The sequence below is a fragment of the Candidatus Pantoea communis genome (genome assembly GCF_011752685.1).
GTDB classification, from domain to species: domain Bacteria; phylum Pseudomonadota; class Gammaproteobacteria; order Enterobacterales; family Enterobacteriaceae; genus Pantoea; species Pantoea communis.
In genome coordinates, this window is the sequence record NZ_VWXC01000005.1 from 96,171 (window position 1) to 119,647 (window position 23,477).

Annotated in this window: 23 protein-coding genes and 3 tRNA genes; 17 read left to right on the plus strand and 9 right to left on the minus strand. The window is 55.6% G+C overall.

The annotated features are described in order from the left end of the window. Positions 1-9: 9 nt before the first annotated feature. The 13 genes from cydB to F3J37_RS09035 all read left to right on the plus strand — a co-directional run bounded on the left by cydB (position 10) and on the right by F3J37_RS09035 (position 7,895). On the plus strand, positions 10-1,149 hold the full coding sequence (gene cydB / locus F3J37_RS08975; protein WP_058962354.1) for a cytochrome d ubiquinol oxidase subunit II: 1,140 nt from the start codon (positions 10-12) through the stop codon (positions 1,147-1,149). A 15-nt stretch (positions 1,150-1,164) separates the two neighbouring features. Beyond that, positions 1,165-1,278 (plus strand): cytochrome bd-I oxidase subunit CydX, encoded by a 114-nt coding sequence (gene cydX / locus F3J37_RS08980; RefSeq protein WP_058962355.1) that lies wholly within the window; start codon positions 1,165-1,167, stop codon positions 1,276-1,278. Next, a complete protein-coding gene (gene ybgE, locus F3J37_RS08985) occupies positions 1,278-1,571 on the plus strand; it encodes a cyd operon protein YbgE (protein ID WP_045833524.1) in 294 nt (97 codons plus the stop codon). Before cydX ends, ybgE begins: the two co-directional genes overlap by 1 nt. A 177-nt stretch (positions 1,572-1,748) precedes the next feature. Beyond that, positions 1,749-2,171, plus strand: coding sequence for a tol-pal system-associated acyl-CoA thioesterase (gene ybgC, locus F3J37_RS08990; RefSeq protein ID WP_202404442.1), 423 nt, complete (start codon positions 1,749-1,751; stop codon positions 2,169-2,171). After that, positions 2,168-2,854: a Tol-Pal system protein TolQ gene (tolQ, locus tag F3J37_RS08995; RefSeq protein ID WP_034829162.1), complete on the plus strand. Its 687-nt coding sequence runs from the start codon at positions 2,168-2,170 to the stop codon at positions 2,852-2,854. Before ybgC ends, tolQ begins: the two co-directional genes overlap by 4 nt. A gap of 13 nt (positions 2,855-2,867) precedes the next feature. Further along, positions 2,868-3,296 (plus strand): colicin uptake protein TolR, encoded by a 429-nt coding sequence (gene tolR, locus F3J37_RS09000; protein ID WP_034829164.1) that lies wholly within the window; start codon positions 2,868-2,870, stop codon positions 3,294-3,296. A 25-nt stretch (positions 3,297-3,321) separates the two neighbouring features. Further along, the gene (gene tolA / locus F3J37_RS09005) at positions 3,322-4,608 is read left to right on the plus strand and encodes a cell envelope integrity protein TolA (RefSeq protein ID WP_034829166.1); all 1,287 of its coding nucleotides are present in this window, start codon (positions 3,322-3,324) and stop codon (positions 4,606-4,608) included. Positions 4,609-4,723: 115 nt separating this feature from the next. Next, the gene (gene tolB / locus F3J37_RS09010) at positions 4,724-6,019 is read left to right on the plus strand and encodes a Tol-Pal system beta propeller repeat protein TolB (RefSeq protein WP_166933045.1); all 1,296 of its coding nucleotides are present in this window, start codon (positions 4,724-4,726) and stop codon (positions 6,017-6,019) included. A 64-nt stretch (positions 6,020-6,083) separates the two neighbouring features. Beyond that, complete coding sequence (gene pal / locus F3J37_RS09015) at positions 6,084-6,599, plus strand: peptidoglycan-associated lipoprotein Pal (RefSeq protein ID WP_166933047.1); 516 nt, start codon at positions 6,084-6,086, stop codon at positions 6,597-6,599. 9 nt (positions 6,600-6,608) lie between these two features. Next, the gene (cpoB, locus tag F3J37_RS09020; protein ID WP_166933049.1) at positions 6,609-7,418 is read left to right on the plus strand and encodes a cell division protein CpoB; all 810 of its coding nucleotides are present in this window, start codon (positions 6,609-6,611) and stop codon (positions 7,416-7,418) included. Positions 7,419-7,583: 165 nt separating this feature from the next. After that, a tRNA-Lys gene (locus F3J37_RS09025) sits at positions 7,584-7,659 on the plus strand. Between the two features lie 52 nt (positions 7,660-7,711). Further along, positions 7,712-7,787, plus strand: a tRNA-Lys gene (locus F3J37_RS09030). Between the two features lie 32 nt (positions 7,788-7,819). Next, positions 7,820-7,895: transfer RNA gene (locus tag F3J37_RS09035), tRNA-Lys, on the plus strand. 719 nt (positions 7,896-8,614) lie between these two features. Here F3J37_RS09035 and F3J37_RS09040 read toward each other — a convergent pair. Continuing rightward, the gene (locus tag F3J37_RS09040; protein ID WP_166933050.1) at positions 8,615-10,096 is read right to left on the minus strand and encodes an AlkA N-terminal domain-containing protein; all 1,482 of its coding nucleotides are present in this window, start codon (positions 10,094-10,096) and stop codon (positions 8,615-8,617) included. Positions 10,097-10,440: 344 nt separating this feature from the next. Between F3J37_RS09040 and F3J37_RS09045 the strand changes: the two genes are divergently transcribed. The 3 genes from F3J37_RS09045 to pnuC all read left to right on the plus strand — a co-directional run bounded on the left by F3J37_RS09045 (position 10,441) and on the right by pnuC (position 12,883). Next, positions 10,441-10,938, plus strand: a complete 498-nt coding sequence (locus tag F3J37_RS09045; RefSeq protein WP_034829173.1) for a methylated-DNA--[protein]-cysteine S-methyltransferase — start codon at positions 10,441-10,443, stop codon at positions 10,936-10,938. Between the two features lie 135 nt (positions 10,939-11,073). Next, a complete protein-coding gene (gene nadA / locus F3J37_RS09050; RefSeq protein WP_097117408.1) occupies positions 11,074-12,135 on the plus strand; it encodes a quinolinate synthase NadA in 1,062 nt (353 codons plus the stop codon). A 25-nt stretch (positions 12,136-12,160) separates the two neighbouring features. After that, positions 12,161-12,883 carry a nicotinamide riboside transporter PnuC gene (pnuC, locus tag F3J37_RS09055; RefSeq protein WP_166933052.1) on the plus strand — a complete coding sequence of 241 codons (723 nt, stop codon included), beginning with the start codon at positions 12,161-12,163 and terminating at the stop codon, positions 12,881-12,883. On the opposite strand, the gene zitB is transcribed toward pnuC, so the two are convergent. The 4 genes from zitB to F3J37_RS09075 all read right to left on the minus strand — a co-directional run bounded on the left by zitB (position 12,877) and on the right by F3J37_RS09075 (position 17,926). Next, complete coding sequence (zitB, locus tag F3J37_RS09060) at positions 12,877-13,842, minus strand: CDF family zinc transporter ZitB (RefSeq protein WP_166933054.1); 966 nt, start codon at positions 13,840-13,842, stop codon at positions 12,877-12,879. The two genes, pnuC and zitB, sit on opposite strands and share 7 nt — an antisense overlap. Then, a complete protein-coding gene (locus F3J37_RS09065; RefSeq protein WP_166933056.1) occupies positions 13,811-16,897 on the minus strand; it encodes an ATP-binding protein in 3,087 nt (1,028 codons plus the stop codon). Before F3J37_RS09065 ends, zitB begins: the two co-directional genes overlap by 32 nt. Further along, complete coding sequence (locus F3J37_RS09070; protein WP_166933058.1) at positions 16,879-17,463, minus strand: response regulator transcription factor; 585 nt, start codon at positions 17,461-17,463, stop codon at positions 16,879-16,881. Before F3J37_RS09070 ends, F3J37_RS09065 begins: the two co-directional genes overlap by 19 nt. A gap of 103 nt (positions 17,464-17,566) precedes the next feature. Further along, a complete protein-coding gene (locus F3J37_RS09075) occupies positions 17,567-17,926 on the minus strand; it encodes a YbgS-like family protein (protein ID WP_160867853.1) in 360 nt (119 codons plus the stop codon). A gap of 294 nt (positions 17,927-18,220) precedes the next feature. Here F3J37_RS09075 and aroG point away from each other — a divergent pair, with 294 nt between their 5' ends. Continuing rightward, positions 18,221-19,273 carry a 3-deoxy-7-phosphoheptulonate synthase AroG gene (gene aroG / locus F3J37_RS09080; protein ID WP_166933060.1) on the plus strand — a complete coding sequence of 351 codons (1,053 nt, stop codon included), beginning with the start codon at positions 18,221-18,223 and terminating at the stop codon, positions 19,271-19,273. A 63-nt stretch (positions 19,274-19,336) separates the two neighbouring features. On the opposite strand, the gene gpmA is transcribed toward aroG, so the two are convergent. The 4 genes from gpmA to galT form a co-directional block, all read right to left on the minus strand. Then, positions 19,337-20,089 carry a 2,3-diphosphoglycerate-dependent phosphoglycerate mutase gene (gpmA, locus tag F3J37_RS09085; protein ID WP_034821185.1) on the minus strand — a complete coding sequence of 251 codons (753 nt, stop codon included), beginning with the start codon at positions 20,087-20,089 and terminating at the stop codon, positions 19,337-19,339. 152 nt (positions 20,090-20,241) lie between these two features. Next, positions 20,242-21,276, minus strand: coding sequence for a galactose-1-epimerase (galM, locus tag F3J37_RS09090; RefSeq protein ID WP_166933062.1), 1,035 nt, complete (start codon positions 21,274-21,276; stop codon positions 20,242-20,244). Further along, the gene (gene galK / locus F3J37_RS09095; RefSeq protein WP_166933064.1) at positions 21,270-22,418 is read right to left on the minus strand and encodes a galactokinase; all 1,149 of its coding nucleotides are present in this window, start codon (positions 22,416-22,418) and stop codon (positions 21,270-21,272) included. The genes galM and galK overlap by 7 nt, the downstream gene beginning before the upstream one ends. Beyond that, a complete protein-coding gene (gene galT, locus F3J37_RS09100) occupies positions 22,419-23,462 on the minus strand; it encodes a galactose-1-phosphate uridylyltransferase (protein WP_038648145.1) in 1,044 nt (347 codons plus the stop codon). It lies immediately after the preceding gene. Positions 23,463-23,477: the final 15 nt, after the last annotated feature.

The following is a 23,477-nucleotide window of genomic DNA, read 5'->3' on the forward strand; positions in this document are numbered from 1 at the left end:
AGAGCAACCATGTTTGATTATGAAGTATTGCGCTTTGTCTGGTGGTTGCTGATTGGCGTGCTGCTAATTGGCTTTGCGGTTACCGACGGGTTTGATATGGGGGTCGGTATGCTGACGCGCATCCTTGGCCGTACCGATACCGAACGACGTATCATGATTAACAGCATCGCCCCGCACTGGGACGGCAACCAGGTATGGCTGATCACCGCGGGTGGCGCGCTGTTTGCTGCCTGGCCAATGGTTTACGCCGCCGCGTTTTCCGGCTTCTATGTGGCGATGATTTTGGTGCTGGCTTCGCTGTTCTTCCGCCCGGTGGGTTTTGACTACCGTTCGAAGATTGAGGACATGCGCTGGCGCAACACCTGGGACTGGGGCATTTTCATCGGCAGCTTTGTACCACCACTGGTGATTGGCGTGGCCTTCGGCAACTTGCTGCAGGGCGTACCTTTCCATGCGGATGAGTATCTGCGTCTGTTCTACACCGGTAACTTCTTCCAGCTACTCAATCCGTTTGGCTTGCTGGCGGGTGTGATCAGCGTCGCGATGATCCTGACACAGGGTGCGACCTATCTGCAGATGCGTACCAACGGCGATCTGCACCTGCGTGCGCGCGGCACCGCGCAAATCAGTGCGCTGGTGATGATGGTGTGCTTCGTATTAGCCGGTGTGTGGGTGAAATACGGAATAGATGGCTATGTGGTGAAAAGCGTCATCGATCATCACGCTGCATCCAACCCGCTGGGCAAAGAAGTGGTGCGTGAAGCCGGTGCGTGGATGGTGAACTTCGAGCAGACGCCAATCCTGTGGCTGTTCCCGCTGCTTGGCGTAGTGCTGCCGCTGCTGACCGTGCTCTGTTCGCGCATGGAGAAGGGCGCCTGGGCGTTTGTCTTTTCTTCATTGACGCTGGCATGCGTCATTATGACTGCAGGCATCGCGATGTTCCCGTTCATTATGCCTTCCAGCACCGTGCCGGGCACTAGCCTGACCATGTGGGATGCCACCTCAAGCCTGCTGACGCTGAAAGTGATGACCTTCGCCGCCATCATCTTTGTCCCGATTATCCTCGCCTATACCGCGTGGTGTTATTACAAGATGTTTGGCCGTATCACCAAAGAACACATTGAGAGCAATACGCACTCCCTGTACTGATTAAGGAGATTGAGCATGTGGTATTTTGCCTGGATTCTTGGCACTTTGCTGGCCTGTGCGTTTGGCGTGATCACGGCGCTGGCGATTGAGCAAGCAGAAGAGAGTGGCGCAAAGGATAAACAACACTGATGCGCACACTGATTCAGACGCTGTATCGTCTGATGGACAAGGGCCCGTTACGGGCCCTTTCGCTGATACTGGCGCTGTGGCTGGCGGGCTGTGTTATCTGGCAACCGTCACGCTTTGCCGCCCGCACGAGCGACTTAGCCATCTGGCATGGATTATTGATGATTTGGGCGGTGTGCACCGGCGTGATTCATGGTACGGGCTTCCGTCCATTGCAAACGCGCTGGCGAGCCGTGTTTTCACCGTTGCCTGCGATGATCGTACTGATTCTGGGAATCTATTGGTTCTATCACTGAGTCCCCGAGGCTGTTTTTATCCGCTTTATTCGGGCGCTGACGTGAGTTTATGTCAGCGCCTGGTCAAGAAATATCCTGAAATTCCTTCCAGTTGTTAACGTGTGATAATTATTTTCTCCTGGCTCTGGCGGACCATTCCCAAGCCGATCTCACTTGCGTATAGTAGCAACGTTTAAAATGAGACCGGGATGTAGAGTGAGTACAACGCTGTTTCGCTGGCCGGTTCGGGTCTATTACGAAGACACCGACGCCGGTGGTGTGGTTTACCACGCCAGTTATCTTGCTTTCTATGAACGAGCACGTACCGAGATGTTGCGCCAGCACCATTTCAATCAACAAGCCCTGTTAGAAGAACAGGTGGCGTTTGTGGTACGACGCATGACGATAGACTTTGTTGCCGCAGCACGTCTTGACGATCTTCTGGATATCCAGAGTGAAGTGACCGCCATGACTCGCGCCACCATGACGTTCTCGCAGCGTATCGTGAATGCAGAAGGCAAAGTGCTGAATGAAGCAGAAGTCCTGATTGCCTGCATCAACCCACATCTAATGAAGCCGATTGCGCTTCCCAAGTCTATTGTCGCGGAGTTCAAGCAGTGACTGACATGAATGTTCTTGATTTGTTCCTGAAGGCGAGCCTTCTGGTCAAACTTATCATGTTGATTTTGATCGGCTTTTCTATTGCCTCATGGGCGATCATTATTCAGCGCACGCGCATCCTGAATGCGGCGGGTCGCGAAGCCGAAGCCTTTGAAGATAAGTTCTGGTCAGGCATCGAGTTATCGCGCCTGTATCAGGAAAGCCAGGGACGCCGCGATGAGCTGGGCGGATCTGAGCAAATTTTCTATTCGGGCTTCAAAGAGTTTGCCCGTTTGCACCGTGCTAACAACCACGCGCCAGAAGCGGTGGTCGAGGGCGCCAGCCGTGCGATGCGCATCTCAATGAACCGTGAACTGGAAGCGCTGGAAAACCACATTCCTTTCCTTGGCACCGTTGGTTCCATCAGCCCGTATATCGGTCTGTTCGGTACGGTGTGGGGGATCATGCACGCCTTTATCGCGCTTGGCGCGGTGAAACAGGCGACGTTGCAGATGGTTGCGCCGGGTATTGCCGAAGCGCTGATCGCCACTGCCATCGGTTTGTTCGCGGCCATTCCTGCCGTTATGGCGTATAACCGTCTGAACCAGCGCGTCAACAAGCTGGAGCAGGGCTACGACAACTTTATGGAAGAGTTCACGGCTATCCTGCATCGTCAGGCTTTCTCCACCGACAACACGAAGTAAGTCGAGGTTAACGATGGCCAGAACCCGTGGTCGCGGGCGCCGCGACCTTAAGTCGGAAATCAACATAGTTCCACTGCTGGACGTACTGTTGGTGTTGCTGCTCATCTTTATGGCAACTGCGCCGATTATTACGCAAAGCGTGGAAGTGGATCTGCCTGATGCGACCGACTCGAAAACGGTCTCAACGGATGATAATCCCCCGGTCATTGTTGAAGTGGCTGGCGTCGGGCAATACAGCCTGGTGGTGGATCACGATCGTATGACGCAGCTGCCGCCGGAACAGGTGGTGAGCGAAGCACAGCGTCGCATTGAAGCCAATCCGAAGACGGTGTTCCTGATTGGTGGCGCGAAAGACGTGCCTTACGACGAAATCATCAAGGCGTTGAACCTGTTACATCAGGCAGGCGTGAAATCTGTCGGTTTGATGACACAGCCGATTTAAAGCGAACCGTTTTTGGGATCCGAGAGTGTCGAAGGTAACCGAGCAGAACGACAAGTTAAAACGCGCGATAATCATTTCGGTGATTCTGCACATCGTGCTGATCGCCCTGCTGATCTGGAGCTCGTTTAACGAAAAGATCGAATCCAGCGGCGGTGGCGGCGGCAGTGACATTGATGCCGTGATGGTCGATTCCGGCGCGGTGGTTGAACAATATAACCGCCAGCAGAATCAGCAACGCGACAGCCAACGTGCCGAGCAGCAGCGTCAGAAACAGTCGCAGCAGCAAGCCGAAGAGTTACAGCAGAAGCAAGCTGCTGAACAGCAGCGCTTGAAAGAGATGGAAAAAGAGCGTTTGCAGGCGCAGCAGGAAGCCAAAGAGCAGGCTAAACAGCAAGCTGAGCAGCAGAAAGCCGCTGAAGCAGCTGCGAAGCAGGCTCAGGATCAGCAGAAGGCAGCTGAAGCGGCCGCCGCAAAAGCTAAGGCCGACGCCAAAGCTGAAGCGGATGCGCAAGCTAAAGCGGCGGCAGATGCCAAAGCGAAAGCGGTAGAAGAGGCGAAGCAGGCAGCAGCGGACGCGAAGAAGAAAGCGGACGAACAGGCCAAAGCAGCGGCTGCTGAAGCGGCGAAAGAGAAAGCGGTAGAGCAAGCCAAAGCCGCCGCCGAAGCGAAAGCGCAAGCTGCCGCCGAGGCCAAAGCACAGGCTGCAGCTGATGCGAAGGCGAAAGCCGCTCAGGAAGCCAAAGAGGCTAAAGAGCAAGCTGCCGCAGAAGCAAAAGAAAAAGCCGCTGAGGCAGCGAAAGAGAAAGCGGCTGCCGATGCGAAAGCTAAAGCGGATGCTGCCGCGAAAGCGAAAGCTGATGCAGCAGCCAAAGCGAAAGCAGCCGCAGATGCTAAAAAGAAAGCCGCTTCTGAAGCAGCGAAGAATGAAAGTGACGTTGATGACCTGTTAGGTGGACTCTCGTCTGGTAAGAATGCACCGAAAAGTGGCACGGCTTCTGGCGGTGCGGCAGGGCAGGGCAATCAGAAGAAAGCGGGTGCATCAGGCGCTGAGATTAACTCTTACATGGGCCAGGTCGTTGGTGCGATTCAAAGTCGCTTCTACGATGCGGATACCTTTAAGGGTAAAGAGTGTAATCTGCGTATCAAATTGGCACCTGACGGTTTGCTGATTGATGTCAAAGCAGAAGGTGGCGACCCGGCATTGTGCCAGGCTGCAATCACCGCCGCGAAGCAGGCTCGAATTCCTAAGCCGCCATCGCAAGCGGTGTATGAAGTGTTTAAAAACGCCCCAATGCGTTTCAAACCGGAATAATGCAGTAACTCACGGCAGGTTGAACTAAGGTTAGCTTGCCGTAATTTATGAACACTCGTGTTTTTCAGGAACTGTGCGAATTATCGTGGACTCAGGTTCAGATAAGGGAGAAAAGATGAAGCAGGCACTTCGTGTAACCTTAGGTTTTTTTGTACTGCTGTGGGCAGCCATGCTGCACGCAGAAGTGCGCATTGAAATTACGCAGGGCGTGAACACCGCACGTCCAATTGGTGTGGTGCCGTTCAAATGGGCTGGCCCAGGCGCGGCGCCAGAAGACATTGGCGGCATCGTCGCGGCTGACTTGCGCAACAGCGGTAAATTCAATCCGCTGGATCGTTCACGTCTGCCACAGCAGCCGACCAGCGCGCAGGAAGTGCAACCTGCTGCCTGGAGCGCATTAGGTATTGATGCGGTTGTCGTGGGTCAGGTCACGCCGAACCCGGACGGTAGCTACCAGATCGCTTACCAGCTGGTGGACACCGGCGGTGCACCGGGCACGGTGCTGGCGCAGAACTCTTACAAAGTCACTAAGCAATGGCTGCGTTATGCAGGCCACACCGCCAGTGATGAAGTGTTTGAGAAGCTGACCGGTATCAAAGGCGCATTCCGTACGCGTATCGCGTATGTGGTGCAAACCAACGGCGGCCAGTTCCCGTATGAACTGCGCGTATCAGACTACGATGGCTACAACCAGTTCACCGTGCACCGTTCACCAGAACCGTTGATGTCACCGGCCTGGTCTCCAGATGGCAGCAAAGTGGCCTACGTGACCTTTGAAAGCGGTAAGTCGGCGTTAGTGGTACAAACGCTGGCAAACGGTGCCATCCGTCAGGTGGCTTCTTACCCGCGCCACAACGGTGCGCCGGCCTTCTCGCCGGATGGTACAAAACTGGCGTTCGCGCTGTCTAAAACTGGCAGCCTGAACTTGTACGTGATGGATCTGGCCTCAGGTCAGACGCGTCAGGTGACCTACGGTCGCTACAACAGCACCGAACCGACCTGGTTCCCGGATAGCCAGACACTGGCTTACACCTCGGATCAGGCGGGTGCGCCTCAGATTTATAAAGTGGGTATCAACGGCGGTGCGCCACAACGTATTACCTGGGAAGGTTCTCAGAACCAGGATGCGGATGTGTCAACTGACGGCAAAACCATGGTGATGATCAGCAGCGCCGGTGGCGCTCAGCATGTCGCCAAACAGGATCTGGTAACGGGAGCCGTTCAAACAATAACGGACACGTTCCTGGATGAGACGCCAAGTCTGGCGCCTAACGGCACGATGGTAATCTATAGCTCTACTCAGGGGATGGGTTCCGTGTTGCAGTTGGTTTCAACAGATGGGCGTTTCAAAGCGCGTCTTCCGGCAACTGATGGACAGGTCAAATTCCCTGCCTGGTCGCCGTATCTGTAATGCATGAGTCCCCTGCATAGCGGGGGATGACAATGTATAGCAAACAAAATAATAGGATAAAGAAATGCAACTGAACAAAGTGCTGAAGGGTTTGATGCTGGCTCTGCCGGTAATCGCGGTAGCTGCATGTAGCTCGCACAAAAACAACAACAACGACCAGACTGGTATGGGCGCAGACAACGGCGCTTACGGTGCTGGCCAGAACGGTAACATGTCTTCTGATGAGCAAGCGCGTCTGCAGATGCAGCAGCTGCAGCAGAACAACATCGTTTACTTCGGTCTGGACAAGTATGACGTAGCTTCTGACTATGCTCAGATGCTGGATCAGCACGCAGCATTCCTGCGCGGCAACCCGTCTTACAAAGTCACCATCGAAGGTCACGCGGATGAGCGCGGTACCCCAGAGTACAACATCGCCCTGGGCGAACGTCGTGCTACCGCAGTGAAAATGTACCTGCAGGGTAAAGGCGTTTCTGCTGACCAGATGTCTATCGTTTCTTACGGTAAAGAAAAACCAGCTGTACTGGGTCATGACGAAGCGGCTTACGCTAAAAACCGTCGTGCCGTACTGGTTTACTAAGAGCATTACATGATGAGTAACTTCAGACTTCATCTATTGAGTCTGTCGTTACTGGTTGGCGTAGCGGCCCCCTGGGCCGCTAATGCCCAGGCGTCAATCAGTAGCGTTGGCTCAGGCTCGGTCGAAGACCGTGTCACCAATCTTGAACGTATCTCCAATGCCCAGGCTCAGCTTCTGCAGCAGTTGCAGCAGCAGATGAGTGACAACCAAAGCGATATCGATTCGCTGCGCGGCCAAATCCAGCAGAACAGCTATCAACTTAATCAGGTGATTGAGCGCCAGAAGCAGCTCTATCAGCAGATCGATACGTTGAGCAGCGGTAATGCCGGCGCACAGGCGAACGGTGGCGGTGATGCCGCAGCGGCGGGCGCAGGTGCAGCAGCGGGAAACGCTGATGCAGGTGGTAGCAATGCCAGTGGAAGTTCCGCTGCCCCTGCACAAACCGGCGATGCGAATACCGATTACAATGCGGCAGTTGCGCTGATTCTTGAGAAGAAACAGTTCGATCAGGCCATCACGGCCCTGCAGGCGTGGGTGAAGAAGTATCCTGACTCCACCTACCAGCCCAATGCCAATTACTGGCTCGGTCAGTTGTATTACAACAAGGGCAAGAAAGATGATGCCGCTTATTATTTTGCCACTGTGGTAAAGAATTACGCGAAATCGCCGAAAGCCCCGGAAGCGCTGTTTAAGGTTGGCGTGATCATGCAAGAGAAGAACGATACGGCGAAAGCCAAAGCGGTCTATCAACAAGTGATCAAACAATTCCCGACCAGCGAATCTGCCAAGCTGGCGCAAAAGCGTCTGGCTGGGATGTAATTTGTGCAGCAGAGACCGGATTTCGTATGATTTCTGGTCTTGCAGCATGAAAGGTAAGCAATTGAGTGATTTGGTGATAAATAAGGGTTGCGCCCTCCCGCTAAATCAGTAATATATGCCGCCGTTGCCCGGGCAGTTTAACAAAGCGTCCGGCAGCCTGAAGATGGGTCGTTAGCTCAGTTGGTAGAGCAGTTGACTTTTAATCAATTGGTCGCAGGTTCGAATCCTGCACGACCCACCATCTTAACCTGCTGTATGTTAGATGTTTTCTTCAGAAGCTTCACAACCTTGATGGGTCGTTAGCTCAGTTGGTAGAGCAGTTGACTTTTAATCAATTGGTCGCAGGTTCGAATCCTGCACGACCCACCATCAAGTTTAAAGTTGTAAGCCGCTCCTCGAGCGGGTCGTTAGCTCAGTTGGTAGAGCAGTTGACTTTTAATCAATTGGTCGCAGGTTCGAATCCTGCACGACCCACCACTATGTAGAAAGGCGCCCTAAAGGCGCCTTTTTGCTTTTCTGCGTTTCTCAAAAATTTTAGCTGAACTTGCTATGAGTCCGAAGCGTCAGTCTTTCCGTGTGGGCGGATGGCAAAGGAGTCTCATTCAGAACTAAAATTTGGTGGGATTGCTATGAGTCCGTGCGTCAGCCCGTCAAGGCGGGACGGATCGCGAAGGAATCTCACATCCCTGTGGATCGGCCTCGCCATCCATGGCTCGGACGCTTCGCTCTTCCGCTCCCGCCTTGACTGGCTTTTGTGACTTGGTTGCTGCTTTGTAAAAGCGCGTACCTGTTTGGATGAGACTGTGTGCTCATTAATATCTAATTGTTTGGTGGGATTGCTGTGGGTCTGTGCGTCAGCCCGTCAAGGCGGGACGTATCGCGAAGGAATCTCACATCCCTGTGGATCGGCTTCGCCATCCATGGCTCGGACGCTTCGCTCTTCCGCTCCCGCCTTGCCGGACTTGTTTGGCTTTGGTTAATGCTTTTAAAAAACCGCAGAGATGTGCCATGAAGGCGGCAATAAGGGGCGGTGGAGTAAAGCTTGTGGCGCAGGGATGCGCCACCAGAGCCTACAGGGATGTATTCACGGCGTCTTTACGTAACCGCCCCTTATTGCCGACTGGAACGCACTGTCGTTGTTTTGCAGGCGACTGGAGTGTACAAGCGATGATCCCATTGCCGAAAAGAAGGCCCAGTCATGCCTTTTTCTCTTTCTCAGCCGATTTCTCAGGCGTCAAACTCTTCCAGATATGCAGCACCGCATAGCTACGCCATGGGCGCCAAACCTGCGATAACTGCTCTGCCACTTTGGCACTCACCCCACCGAGGTTATTACGAATCGCAATATCCTCTTTAGGGAACGCATCCGGCCAGCGCAGGGCGCGCATGGCAATATAACTCGCCGTCCATGGCCCTACGCCTTTCAATGCCAGCAGCTGCTGCTGAACCACGTCAGGATTCACCGCGCCATTAAAGCGCAGCGCACCGGAGGCACACGCCTGTGCCAGCGCCTGAATCGCCTGCGAGCGAGCGCTCACAATACCGAGACTGGCAATATCATCAATGGTTGCGGTAGCGAGGGATTCCGCCGTCGGAGGCAGGCGAGAAAGTTCCGGCCATGGTGTCACTAATGGCTCGCCAAACCGCTGCGCCACACGACTGCTTAGCGTGGTGGCCGCTTTCACCGTCACCTGCTGACCAAGAATTGCGCGTACCCCCAACTCAAAGCCGTCAAACGCCCCAGGAACGCGTAACCCAGGATAACGTGCCAGACTCTCAGCTAACAACGGATCCTGGCTTAGCTGCTCGCTGATGCGCTGTGGTTGGGCATCGAGATCAAACAGGTCGCGCAGGCGACGCAGCAGGGCAGGCAAAACCGGCGTTAAGGTGGTAGTGAACTGCACCTTGAGTGCCTGCTTCTCCGGCAAATGGCAGACACGCACCCAGCCCCGACAGTTCCCCAGCGCCACGGTGCGATGATAAGCGCCTCCACTGACCCACTCGGCCTCTTTCATCACACGCTGCTGAAGAAAATCCAGAATGGCATCCCAGTCGTAAGGTGGGCGATAACTCAGCCGCAGCTCTGCGCTCTCCTGCACCGTGGTCATGCTCTCTGGTTGACTCTGTTTGCGCAGGCGCGAAGGCGTCATACGGTAACGAGCCTGAAATACATCATTAAAGCGGCGCAAACTGCGAAAGCCGCTGGCGTAGGCGATTTCGGTGACGGGTAAAGAAGTCTCAGTCAGAAGTTGCTTCGCCAGCAGCATGCGCCGCGTTTGGCGCAGCTCCAATGGTGACACGCCCAACTCCTGCTGGATCACGCGGCGAAGCTGGCGCTCACTCAGGTCAAACTCGCCGGCGATGTCGGCCAGTGTCTCTTGCTCTTCCAGCAGGCCCTCTTCGATGCGACGAATCAACCGGTCAGCGATGCGATGATGACTATCGACCGGTGCGAAGCCCGGCGCTAACTCAGGACGGCAGCGCAGGCAGGGTCTGAAATGTGCTTTTTCGGCGGCTTCAGCGCTGCCAAAAAACAGGCAGTTCTTCTGCATCGGCGCTTTCACCGGGCAAATGGGCCGACAGTAAATGCCGGTTGAGGTCACGCCGACAAAGAACACGCCGTCGAAGCGACTGTCGCGCGAGGTCAGCGCCTGGTATGCAATCTCGGGATCAAACATCATCGTCTCCAGCTAATAAACCGGCTATACCTTTCCTACTTTAAAGCGCAGAAGCGCTGGCTGCTCTCGATCATCCGAATCACGTACTTGATAAAGTCATCGGGATGATGGACCTCCTAAAAGAGGTTCCCCTGCGGGCCAGCGCGGTTCAAATCGACTGTTCGATGAGTCTCTCGTTTGCCGCCTTCTTGCGCCTTGCATTATTTTGGGTATCGTCGCGCAAGTGGCAAAGCAAAACTCGCTGCTTTCGGACAGCTAACCAGTTTATGCTCATGACCGAAAACAGCCAGTTTATCGCGGCAGAAGTGCGATAATGACACACTGATTTATGCCGGAGGTGCCTTATGTATCATGCCAAAATCATTCCCACGCCAGTTGGTGAGCTGACGTTGATTGCGACCGATAACGGGTTATCAGCGATTCTGTGGGAAAACGAAGGCTCGCAACGCGTGCCACTGAAGCCCATCAGCCGCAACGATCAGCATCCGATCCTGTGTGAGGCCGAGCGCCAGCTGCGTGAATACTTCGCCGGAGAGCGTCAGCAATTCGACATGCCTTACGACACGGTCGGCACTGAATTCCAGAAAAAAGTCTGGCAAGCGCTGCTCACCATTCCGTTTGGTGAAACCCGTAGCTATCAGCAAATCGCGGAACAGATCGGCAACCCGAAAGCCATGCGTGCAGTGGGCGCAGCTAACGGTAAAAATCCTCTGTCGATCATGGCGCCCTGCCATCGGGTGATTGGCAGCAACGGTAAGCTCACCGGCTTCGCGGGCGGTCTGGCGGTCAAAGCTTTCTTGCTGGAACTGGAAAACCCGCAGAAATCGTTAGGTGGCTTGTAAACCGGATAAAAAAGAGACGACACTCTCGCGCAATTCCGCTATCGTGTTTAGCATATAAAACACGATAGCGGTTTTGATGCCGCATCATCGCTGTAACAGGCGATTTTGTTAAATTGAGAAAACGAGAGCCGTGTCATGAGTCTGATGTTCGATCCTGAAAGCGCGATTTATCCCTTTCCGCCGAAACCGGCGCGTCTCAGCCAGGATGAAAAATCCCACTACATCTCTGAAATCAAACGCTTATTAAAAGAGCGTGATGCGGTGCTGGTCGCGCATTACTACACCGATCCTGAAATTCAGGCGCTGGCGGAAGAGACCGGCGGCTGCGTCTCGGACTCACTGGAAATGGCGCGCTTCGGCAGCACCCATCCGGCAAAAACGCTGCTGGTGGCGGGCGTGCGTTTTATGGGCGAAACCGCCAAAATTCTCAGCCCGGAAAAAACCGTGTTGATGCCGACGCTGCATGCAGAGTGTTCACTCGATCTCGGCTGCCCCATTGAGGAGTTCAATCGCTTCTGTGATGAACATCCGGACCGCACGGTGGTGGTGTACGCCAACACCTCAGCCGCGGTGAAAGCGCGCGCGGATTGGGTTGTCACCTCCAGTATTGCGGTGGAGCTGATTGAACATCTCGACAGTCTCGGTGAGAAAATTATCTGGGCACCGGATCGCCATCTGGGCCGTTACGTCACCCAACAGACCAAAGCGGACGTGCTGTGCTGGCAGGGCGCGTGCATCGTGCATGACGAGTTCAAAACTCAGGCCCTGCAGCGCATGAAAACGCTCTATCCGGAGGCAGCGATCCTCGTACATCCGGAATCCCCACAGGCGATCGTCGATCTGGCGGATGCTGTCGGCTCCACCAGCCAGCTGATTCAGGCGGCGAAAAACCTGCCGCATCCGCAAATGATCGTCGCTACCGATCGCGGCATCTTCTACAAGATGCAGCAGGCGGTGCCGGACAAAGAACTGCTGGAAGCGCCGACGGCAGGTGAGGGCGCGACCTGTCGCAGCTGCGCGCACTGTCCGTGGATGGCGATGAATGGCCTGAAAGCCATTGCCGAAGGACTGGAGCACGGCGGCAGCGAGCATGAAATCCATGTCGATGATGCGCTGCGCGAAGCCGCATTGATACCGCTTAACCGCATGCTAGACTTTGCAGCACAACTCAAACTCAAGGTGAAAGGGAACGCGTAAGGCGGCTTTCATACAGGTGCAGATCATGGACTTCTTCAGCACACAAAATATTTTGGTTCACATTCCTATTGGCGTGGGTGGCTACGACCTGTCATGGATCGAGGCGGTGGGCACCCTTGCGGGTCTGCTGTGTATCTGGCTCGCCAGCCAGGAAAAGATCATCAACTACTTCTTCGGGCTGATTAACGTCACCTTGTTTGCGGTGATCTTCTTCCAGATTCAGCTGTATGCCAGCTTACTGCTGCAGCTGTTCTTCTTTGTCGCCAATGTTTACGGCTGGTACGCGTGGAGTCGACAAAACACCGCCAATGAAGCCGCACTGAAGATTCGCTGGCTGCCGTTGCCGAAAGCTCTCGGCTGGGGTGCGGCGTGCGTCATCGCCATTGCGCTGATGACGCTGTATATCGATCCGGTGTTTGCGTTTCTGACTCAAACCGCCGTCGGCATTATGCAGAGTCTGGGCCTGAACGTGGTGATGCCGCAACTGCAGCCGGATGCCTTCCCGTTCTGGGATTCTTGCATGATGGTGCTGTCGATTGTGGCGATGATTCTGATGACGCGTAAATACGTCGAGAACTGGCTACTGTGGGTGGTGATCAACGTGATTAGCGTGATGATTTTTGCCCGTCAGGGCGTGTATGCGATGTCGCTGGAATACGCGATTCTGACGTTGATCGCGCTTAACGGTTCCCGCTTGTGGATGCAAAGTGCGCGCGAACACGGGTCGCGCGCGCTGTCGAATCAGTGATGGTGATGGGCGTGACCATCCAGCGTGAGATGTTCATGTGAGTGATGATGCGAGCTCTGCTCCGCGCAGAGTTCGCAATCATGACCGGTACAAGGCTGGTACTCCATCTGCACCGTGGCATGCGCAATCTGATAGTGCTTGTGCAGATACTGATGAATACGCACCAGCAGCCCGTCATGATCGTAAGGTGGGATCACCTGCACATGTAATGTCAGCACCGGCTTCTCTCCCACCTGCCACACATGCACATGATGCACATTGCGCACTTCCGCGATGTTGCGTGTCAGCTCGCGTGCCAGTTTATCCACGTTAATCCCGCTCGGCGCGCCTTCCAGCAGCTCATGCAGACTTTCCCGCAGCAACGACCAGGCACTGCGTACCACCAATAGCGAAACCAGCAGTGAGAGGATCGGGTCGATCGGTGTCCAGCCGGTCAGCATGATAATGATAGCGGCAACAATCGCGCCAACGGAGCCGAGCAGATCGCCCAGCACATGCAGCGCCGCCGCACGTACGTTGAGATTTTTTTCTTCACTGCCACGATGTAACAGCCAGAAAGAGAGCAGATTAGCCAGCAAACCGGCAATCGCAATCCCCAGCATTAATCCGCCAGCCACCGGCTGAGGTTGATAGAAACGGCGCAGCGCTTCCCAGACAATCAGTGCCGTAATCACCAGCAGCGCGATGGCATTCACAAAGGCGGCAAGTGTGGTGAGGCGCAGTAAGCCAAAGGTGTGGCGGGCGCTGGGTTTGCGCTGAGCAAACTGCACGGCCAGCAGCGCCATCAACAGCGCGGCGGCGTCAGTGAGCATATGTCCGGCATCCGCCAGCAGCGCCAGCGAACCCGATACCACGCCACCAATCACTTCGGCAATCATAAACAGCGCGGTGACGCCAAACGCCGCCGCCAGACGCGTACGATTGCCGTTATGCGCGCCGTGAGAATGAGTGTGTGCCATAACTTTCCAGTTGTTCCAGTAACCTGTTCGTTAATGATATCAGTAAATTGAGCGCATCATCGTCCAGACGCTGCTGTTTTGCCTGATCGGTGAGCTGCTGACAACGTTCGGCCATCTCATCCATGCCGAGCAACAGCCAGCTGCCTTTCATGCGATGGGCGGCACGCTCGACAGCGGGCCAGTCATGCTCGACGCTGGCCGCCAGTAGCGCATCGCGATCCTGCTGCAGCGTGCGTTGCAGTGTCTGGCAAATGCGCGGGATAAAGGCCTCATTGTGCTGGGCCAGAATCATTAAACTGTCGGGCAGCTGTCGGAGAGGATCGCGCACCGTGCGTGCCAGCAGAGCTGCGAGATCATCCAGCACAATCGGTTTCAATAACAGCGCCTCGTCCTCCTGCAAGGCTACCTTCAATAGTTGCACATCGGCGGAGCAGAGTACGCGCAGTGCTGGTTTGCTGCGTCGCTGCTGGCGGCGGCGTAAGATGCGCAGCAGTGTTAATCCATCCGGGCGTGGCATCATCTGGTCAATCAACAGCACATCAAACGGCTGAAGCGCATCGGCGCGCAACAGGCTGCGCCCCTCCTCAAACACCATTGCCGTAATAGCGAATCGGGCCAGTTGTTGCTGCAAGACCAACAGATTGGTGGGATGGTCATCAACAATCGCCACCCGCAGATGCGGATAGCGTGGCCAGTCAGCAGGGCGCTCGGCGGGCGTATCTTCACAGATATCGAGCGGTAATCGCACCTCCACCGTAGTGCCTTTGTCCGGTTCAGAGGTTAGCGTTAACTGACCGCCCATACGTTGCACGATCTCACGACAGATAAACAACCCCAGGCCGCTACCCTGCACGGCGTGGCTTTTGCCCGACGGTGCCTGATACCAGGGTTCAAACAGCTGCGCTTGTTCGCTGAGTGGAATACCGCTGCCGCTGTCGGCGACCGTTAACTGAATCTGATCGGTGACGGCGAGCGACAGCCTGACTTCACCCTGGCGCGTGAATTTCAGCGCGTTGGCCACCAGATTGTTCACCACCTGCTGCAGGCGATCACCATCCAGCATCACGCGCGTCGGCAAGGGCGTGAGCGCCTCAACCAACAATATCGGACCGGATTCGCGCATCAAAGGGTGATAGAACTGCAGCTGTTGCTGCAGCCAATCTGCCAGATGGAGCGGATGCGGTGCCAGGCGAAAACTCTGATTCTCAATGCGTGCATGGTCTTGCAGATCGTTCAGCAGCGCCATCAGCGAGCGCGCACTGCTGTGCATCAGTGTCAAACGCTCGCTAGGATGCTGCTGCTGTTCGAGTTCCAGCAGGCCGAGAATCGCCTGCATTGGCGTGCGCAATTCGTGGCTGGCGGTGGCCAGAAACTGACTTTTGGCGGCGTTAGCGCGCTCTGCTTGTTCACGCTGCAGGCGATCGCGCCGCTGTTGCAGGTAGCGGCGCAGCAGCAGCACCAACAGCAGCAAAATGATCATCCCGGCCGCCATCAAAATCATCAGCGGCACATTGCGCATCGCCATAGTGGTGCCTGGCTGGGGCGGCTGAGACCAGTTAATGCGCATCTGATTGAGCGTATCCGCTGGGATTTGCTGCAGTGCATGATCCAGCACCCCCTGGAGTTGCGGCTGATCCTGGCTCACCTGAGGCGCCAGCGGCCAGGCAACATCGCTGGCGGCAAAGGCTAAATGGACACGATTATCCGCGTGGCTGGCCATGCGCCAGCGTGCAGACAGTACATTATCCACCAGTGCATCAATCTGACCGCTGTTCAGGGCTTGCCAGAGTTGCGCACGGTCATCGAACAGTTGAGGCGTAATATCCTCAGGCAGCAAGCGTTGCGCCAGGTCGGCTCGCAGTACGCCCACACGCTGCTTTTGCAGAGAGGGCCAACTCATCGGCTGCTGCGTGTTTAGCGTGTAGATCCCCCAAATTGCACGCCATACCGGCAGTGTATTGTTGTTGGCATCATCGCCGTTCAAAGGCTGTAACAGATTGAGCATCACCTGATGTTGTTGCATTAGCGTCTGCGCCTGTTGGGGATTGCTCACCCAGCGCGGCGTAAAGCGCAATCCGGTGCTTTGGCTTAACGCATTAAGCAGATCAATGCCAAAACCGCGCGCATTGCCGTTGCCATCGCGATAGCTCCAGGGGGCGTTATCCACTTCTGCGGCATAAGGAATCTCATTGTGTGCGGCCAGCCACTGCTTCTCGGCAGCCGACAGCATCAGCGTTTGCGTATCCTGATAACGCAGCAAAGGCGGGCTCCAGCGCTGTTGCACGCGATTACTGAACTCCGCGGGCAGCAGGCGCAGCTGAGTATTGAGCCAGTGAATCAGTGTGGGATCGCGCGCCAGCGCCCGTAGTGACAGTTCACCGGCGCCGGGATCGGCGGTGATCTGGTAAATCTGTCCTTGCTGCAGTTGACTCAGCAGAAAGCCGGCGCTGGTTTCATCCGCCACCAGATAATCACTCTGCTGATTGAGCAGCGCATACAGTGCCTGCAAATCGCCCGGCAGGCTGTGCCAGCGATGGTTTTGCACAAAGGCATCGGGCAGTTGCGCCAGTGTGGCTTGCGCGATGGTGAGCTGGGCATTTTCACTGTTGAACATCACCGCGCGTTGATTATTACGATTGCGGTAAATGCGGATCGGGCTGTTAACCCAGCTGTCGCTGACCAGGATGTTTTCCGGCAGCTGCGCATGTTCGTTGCTCAACACGAAATCGACGTCACCGCGCTCCAGTGCCGCCAGCTGCTGCGAACGATCGGCGTAACTTTGCAGGCTAAAGCGCGTGCCAGTGAGTTGGCTCAGTGCACTGAGGTAATCGGCATCAATTCCCCAGATACGATCGCCAATGCGCATTGCCCAGGGCGCGCTGTTTTGCGCCGGCACGGCAACGCGTAAGGTGGGTTGCGGCCATGGCTCGACATGCGGTGCTGGCATCATGGCGGGGAGCATCACGCTGCTGGCGGGCTGTAAGTCGGCGCGAGCCGTTAAGCTGATCAACAGCAGACACAGCCACAAGATGACTTTCACTGTTGGGCTTTCCACAGTTCGGCCAGCTCCACCACCGACTGCACGCCGGTTTTCTCCAGAATGTTTTTCTTGTGGGTGCTGACGGTTTTATTGCTGATATGCAACTGTTCACCAATCTGCAAATTAGACAGCCCGCGCACCAGCAGTGCGACGATTTGCTGCTCTTTCTCGGTGAGCGGCAGCTCGATACGCTCGGGCAGCGGTGGAAACGCTTGCTGACCGCCAAGCACCGCCAGAATCGCACTCAGCAATTGCGCCATACTCTGGCTTTTTACCACATAGCCCGCCGCACCGAGCGACACGGCACTCAGCAAAGTGTGGCGGCTCTGCTGTGCGGAATAGATCAACACCGGGCAATTTGGATCGCGGGCGCGCAGACGGCGCAACAGTTCGAGGCCATCGCTGTCCGGCAGGCCGATATCGAGCACAATAAGATCAAATTGATGCTGCTGTAAAAGCTGGCGCGCCTCAGCTTCGGTCGCGGCGGCGTGCAGTTTAACCGGGATAGGGGAGTGAATACAGGCCGCTTCCAGCGCGACTTCGACTAAAGGATGATCATCAATAAGCAGCAGTGAAGCCATGAAACAGTTCCTCTGAATTTCATGGCTTCAGCATAGCGGAAAAGCCTGCACGGAAATAGAAAGGGAGAGCCAGCGCTCTCCCTTTATGTGATCGGATAACCCGTTATTGGGTCGTGCCGTCCGTTTTGTGTTTCACATGGCCGCCACCTTTTTTGGTATCGACCTTTTTATTCATATCCGGACATTTACCGTCTTTGCACATAGAATTTTTGTGCATTTGCTCAGCTGACATATTGCCAGTGCTGGTGCCAGATGTCGCTGCGCTGTTGGTGTTCATGCTGCCATTATTAATTTTGCTATTGTCCACATTATTGGGTGGCAGATTCTGTTTCGCGCCGCCTGCCGCCGCGCCAGCTTCTGCTGAGGCATTCGCGTCACCGTTATTACTGTCTGCAGCCATTGCCGCGCCGCTACCCAAGGTCATCGCTGCCGTCAGAAAGATAATTGCAAACTTATTCATCATTATGCTCCTTTAATCGATGGAGAGTTGCCGTCAAACACCACGGGTGCTGAGTGACGAAAATAACGTACCGTGACGGAATATAATTCCATCGTTAACGCTTCGCTTAAAAATTAAATATCGCAAGAACCTCATTCCTCAGTGCTTACGTTTAAAAAGCTTAGTTCATGGACGGATAAATGCAAATTTCACAAAAGCATTTACGCGAGCGTGGAATTTACACCCGCAGCCTGAAGGGATACATTTAACGGGTTGCGCCCGGCGAACGCGGGGCCAGAAATTTGAATGGAATTATGTATGGATTATCAGAACGACGATTTACGCATCAGAGAAATCAAAGAATTATTACCGCCTGTTGCTTTGCTCGAAAAATTCCCCGCTACCGATAAAGCCGCTGAAACCGTTGCTCAGGCACGTCAGGCGATTCACCGCATTCTGCACGGTCAGGACGATCGTCTGCTGGTGGTGATCGGTCCTTGCTCAATCCACGATACCGAAGCCGCTAAAGAGTATGCGGGCCGTCTGCTGACGCTGCGTGACGAGTTGAAAGGCGAGCTGGAAGTGGTCATGCGTGTTTATTTCGAAAAACCGCGTACCACGGTGGGCTGGAAAGGGCTGATCAACGATCCTTTTATGGATGGCAGCTTCCAGATCAACGATGGCCTGCGTCTGGCGCGTAAGCTGCTGGTGGACATCAACGACATTGGTCTGCCAGCGGCAGGTGAATTCCTGGATATGATCACCCCGCAGTACATGGCGGATTTGATGAGCTGGGGCGCGATTGGTGCGCGTACCACCGAATCCCAGGTGCATCGTGAACTCTCTTCCGGTTTATCTTGCCCGGTCGGCTTCAAAAACGGCACCGATGGCACCATCAAAGTGGCCATCGACGCGATTGGTGCCGCCAGCGCGCCGCATTGCTTCCTCTCCGTCACCAAATTCGGTCATTCGGCGATTGTCGAAACCAGCGGTAACGAAGATTGCCATATCATTCTGCGCGGCGGCAAAGAGCCGAACTACAGCGCAGAACACGTGGCAGCAGTGAAAACCGGTCTGGAGAAAGCGGGCTTGCGTCCGCAGGTGATGATCGACTTTAGCCATGCCAACAGCAGCAAGCAGTTCCAGCGTCAGATGGTGGTCGCTGATGATGTGGCGCAGCAGATCGCGGGCGGTGAGCAGGCGATTACTGGCGTGATGATCGAGAGCCATCTGGTGGAAGGGAATCAGAGCCTCGACAGCGGTAAAGAGCTGGTTTACGGCCAGAGCGTCACCGATGCCTGCATCGGCTGGGAAGACACCGAGAAAGCCTTGCGTCAACTGGCGCAGGCGATCAAACAACGCCGTGGCTAATCGCTTAGCGCGCAATAAAAAAGGCCAGACTCGTGTCTGGCCTTTTTGTTTATAAGCCGGGAATTACTTGGCTTTACCCTGGTTAGCCACGGCTGCAGCTTTCGCAGCAATCTCGTCGGCATCACCCAGGTAGTAACGCTTCAGCGGTTTGAAGTTCTCATCGAACTCATACACCAACGGCACGCCAGTTGGGATGTTCAGTTCGAGGATTTCATCTTCGCTCAGGTTATCGAGGTATTTTACCAACGCACGCAGTGAGTTACCGTGTGCTGCAATGATCACTTTCTCACCGCTTTTAATGCGCGGCAGAATGCTTTCATTCCAGTAAGGAATAACACGTTCGATGGTCAGTGCCAGGCTCTCGGTGGTTGGCAGCTGTGCGTCGGTCAGTGATGCGTAACGTGGGTCGTGGCCCGGGAAACGCTCATCCGCACGATCCAGTTCTGGTGGAGTGATGGCAAAGCCACGACGCCACTGTTTTACCTGATCGTCGCCGTATTTGGCGGCGGTTTCAGCTTTATCCAGACCCTGCAGCGCACCGTAGTGACGCTCGTTCAGACGCCAGGTTTTCTCAACCGGCAGCCACGCCTGATCCAGCTCATCCAGCACGTTCCACAGGGTGTGGATGGCGCGTTTCAGCACGGAGGTATAAGCGAAATCAAACACGAAACCTTCTTTCTTCAGCAGCTGACCGGCTGCTTTGGCTTCGGTGCGACCTTTGTCTGACAGATCCACGTCATACCATCCGGTGAAGCGGTTTTCCTGGTTCCACTGGCTTTCGCCGTGTCGCACCAGAACCAGCTTAGTTACGGCCATAGCTTAACTCCTTAATGCTTGATGTTTCGATGATTATAGAAACCGGCTGCGGCCACCTGAAAAGCGGCACACTGATAGCGCCATACCATAGCGGAAAACATCGCACGGCGTAAGCCTGTCGCTAACGCAGTGCGCGTTTTTCATCCGCTGGCTTACTGCGGGGTGAAGCGATAACGCGTCACAGACTGCCAGCGATCGCCGGGTTGCAGCCAGCAATCAGGCTGCGGCCACTCGGTATGGTTGGGCGAATCCGGTAAAAATTCACTCTCCAACGCGATGCCCTGGAAAGCAGTATAGCTGCCCTGTTCACGGGCGCGTGTTCCATCCAGATAGTTGCCGGAGTAGAACTGCAGCGCCGGTGCTGCGGTAAACACGGTCAGCGCCAGCTTGCCATCGGCCGACCACAGTTCGGCGGCGGGCTGAGTGCTGTCGCCAGCGGTGCTGAGCAGAAACGCGTGGTCATAGCCTTTCACCGTTTTTTGATCGTCATCGGCGAGGAAGTCATCCATCACACACTTCGGTTGATTGAAATCGAAGCTGGTGCCGGCCACGGCTTTCAGTGGCGCGTTAGGGATGCCTTCGCTATCGACCGGTAAGTAACGATCCGCGTGCAGTTGTAAGCGATGCTGGCGTGCATCGCCATGATGCGCGTCAAGATTGAAGTAAGCATGGTTGGTGAGGTTCACCGGGCAGGGCTTGTCGGTCTGCGCGTCATAGGTGATCGACAGGCAGTTATCATCGTCAAGATGGTAAATCACTTCGGCAATCAGGTTGCCAGGGAAACCCTGATCGCCATCGGGTGAATCGATACGATAGTGCACTTCGGTCTCGCTCTGGCTGACAATTTGCCAGCGGCGCTTATCGAAGCCTTCCGGTCCGCCGTGCAGTTGATGCGCACCCTGATTAGCGGCCAGCAGCAGATTTAGCGGCTTAAGCTCAGCCGAAGCGATGCGGTTGGCGTAGCGGCCCACCGTCGCGCCAAGGTAAGCATCCTGATGCAGATAGTCCGATGGTGTGGCGCAGCCCAGCAGCGCTTCACGCACGCTGCCATCCTGCATCGGCACGCGCGCGGAGAGCCAGGTCGCGCCCCAATCCATAAAAGTGACCACCATGCCGTTGCGATTGCGCAGCACGGTCATGCGCCACGGTTGCCCGTCTGGCGCATGAGAGTTGACGTCGCTTACCATTGGCCTGCTCCTGCTGACGCTTTGCACACGTAGAAGGTTTCTTTGATGCCGGTCTGCGCTTCGTATTTTTCGGCAACCGCGGCTTTCACTTGATCCACCAGTTCGGTTGGCATCAGTGCCACGATGCAGCCGCCAAAGCCGCCGCCGGTCATACGAACGCCGCCACGCGGACCGAGCTCTGCCTTGACAATCTCCACCAGCTGATCGATAGGCGGAACGGTGATTTCAAAATCATCACGCATTGAGGCGTGGGATTCGGCCATCAGTTCACCCATGCGCTTCAGATCGCCACTGCTCAGCGCATCGGCGGCTTCCAGCGTACGGGCATTTTCGGTGATGACATGGCGCACACGTTTTGCCACCAGCGCATCCAGCTGCGATTCCGACGCGGCAAACTCTTCCAGCGTGACATCGCGCAGCGCCGGTTTGTTGAAGAAGCGTGCACCGGTTTCGCACTGCTCACGGCGGGTGTTGTACTCGCTGCCCACCAGGCTGCGGCGGAAGTTGGAGTTGATGATCACCACCGCGACATCCTCCGGCATCGAGACGGCGCGTGTGCCGAGTGTGCGGCAGTCCAGCAGCATGGCGTGATCGGGCTGACCCAGCGCAGAAATCAGCTGGTCCATGATGCCGCAGTTGCAACCAACGAACTGGTTTTCCGCTTCCTGACCGTTAACCGCAATCGCAGCGCCGTCCAGCTTCAGCTGATAGAGCTGCTGGAACACGGTGCCGACCGCCACTTCCAGTGACGCCGATGAACTCAGACCCGCACCCTGTGGCACGTTGCCGCTGATCACCAGATCGGCACCGCCAAAGCTGGCATCACGCTGCTGCAGGTGTTTCACCACACCGCGTACGTAGTTGGCCCACATCGGCTCTTTTAACGCTTCAATCGGCGCATCCAGCGAGAAGCTGTCTTGTTGATTGTCATAATCAACCGCGACCACGCGCACCTGGCGGTCGTCACGTTTGGCGCAGGCAATCACCGTCTGGTAATCAATGGCGCACGGCAGCACGAAGCCGTCGTTGTAATCGGTGTGCTCACCAATCAGATTCACGCGGCCTGGCGCCTGAATGCTGTGCGTCGGTTGATAGCCAAAGGTGTCAGCGAAAACCTGTTGAGTAGTGGACTTTAATGACATTTATTGCGCCTCGCGGAAATGGATATCGCTGACAGAACGCAGACGTTCTGCTGCCTGTTCCGCCGTTAAATCACGTTGGGTTTCGGCCAGCATTTCGTAGCCAACCATAAATTTACGTACCGTGGCCGAACGCAGCAGCGGTGGATAGAAGTGGGCATGCAACTGCCAGTGATCGTTGGCTTCGCCGTTAAACGGCGCGCCGTGCCAGCCCATCGAGTAGGGAAAGGAGCACTGGAACAGGTTGTCGTAGCGGCTGGTGAGCTGCTTAAGCGCCAGCGCCAGATCGCTGCGCTGCGCCGGGGTGAGATCGGTAATGCGTTTGATATGGGCTTTCGGCAGCAGCAGGGTTTCAAATGGCCACGCGGCCCACCACGGCACCACGGCCAGCCAGTGTTCGGTCTCCACCACGGTACGACTACCGTCTTTCAGTTCGCGTGCGGCGTAATCCACCAGCATCGGCGAACCTTTTTCGTCAAAGTAGCGGCGCTGATTATCATCTTCTTTTTGCGCTTCATTGGGCAGAAAACTGTTAGCCCAGATCTGGCCGTGCGGATGGGGATTTGAGCAGCCCATCGCTGCGCCTTTGTTCTCAAACACCTGCACCCATGGATAGTGCTGACCGAGATCGGCGGTCTGCTCTTGCCAGGTGCGCACAATATCTTCCAGTCCACTGAGCGGCAGTTCCGGCAGCGTTTTACTGTGGTCAGGTGAGAAGCAAATAACCCGGCTGGTGCCGCGTGCGCTCTCACAGCGCATCAGCAGATCGTCGCTTTGCGGCGCATCGGGCGTGTCAGTCATCAGTGCGGCAAAGTCGTTGGTGAAAACATAGGTGGTTTGGTAATCCGGGTTTTTATCCCCGGTGATGCGGGTATTACCAGCACACAGGAAGCAGTCAGGATCATGCGCAGGCAGTTGTTCCAGCGCAGGCGTTTCCTGTGCACCCTGCCACGGACGCTTAGCGCGATGCGGCGAGACCAACACCCACTGATCGATCAATGGGTTATAACGGCGATGCGGATGATCAACCGGATTAAATTTTTCCATAACGAGTCCTGGTAA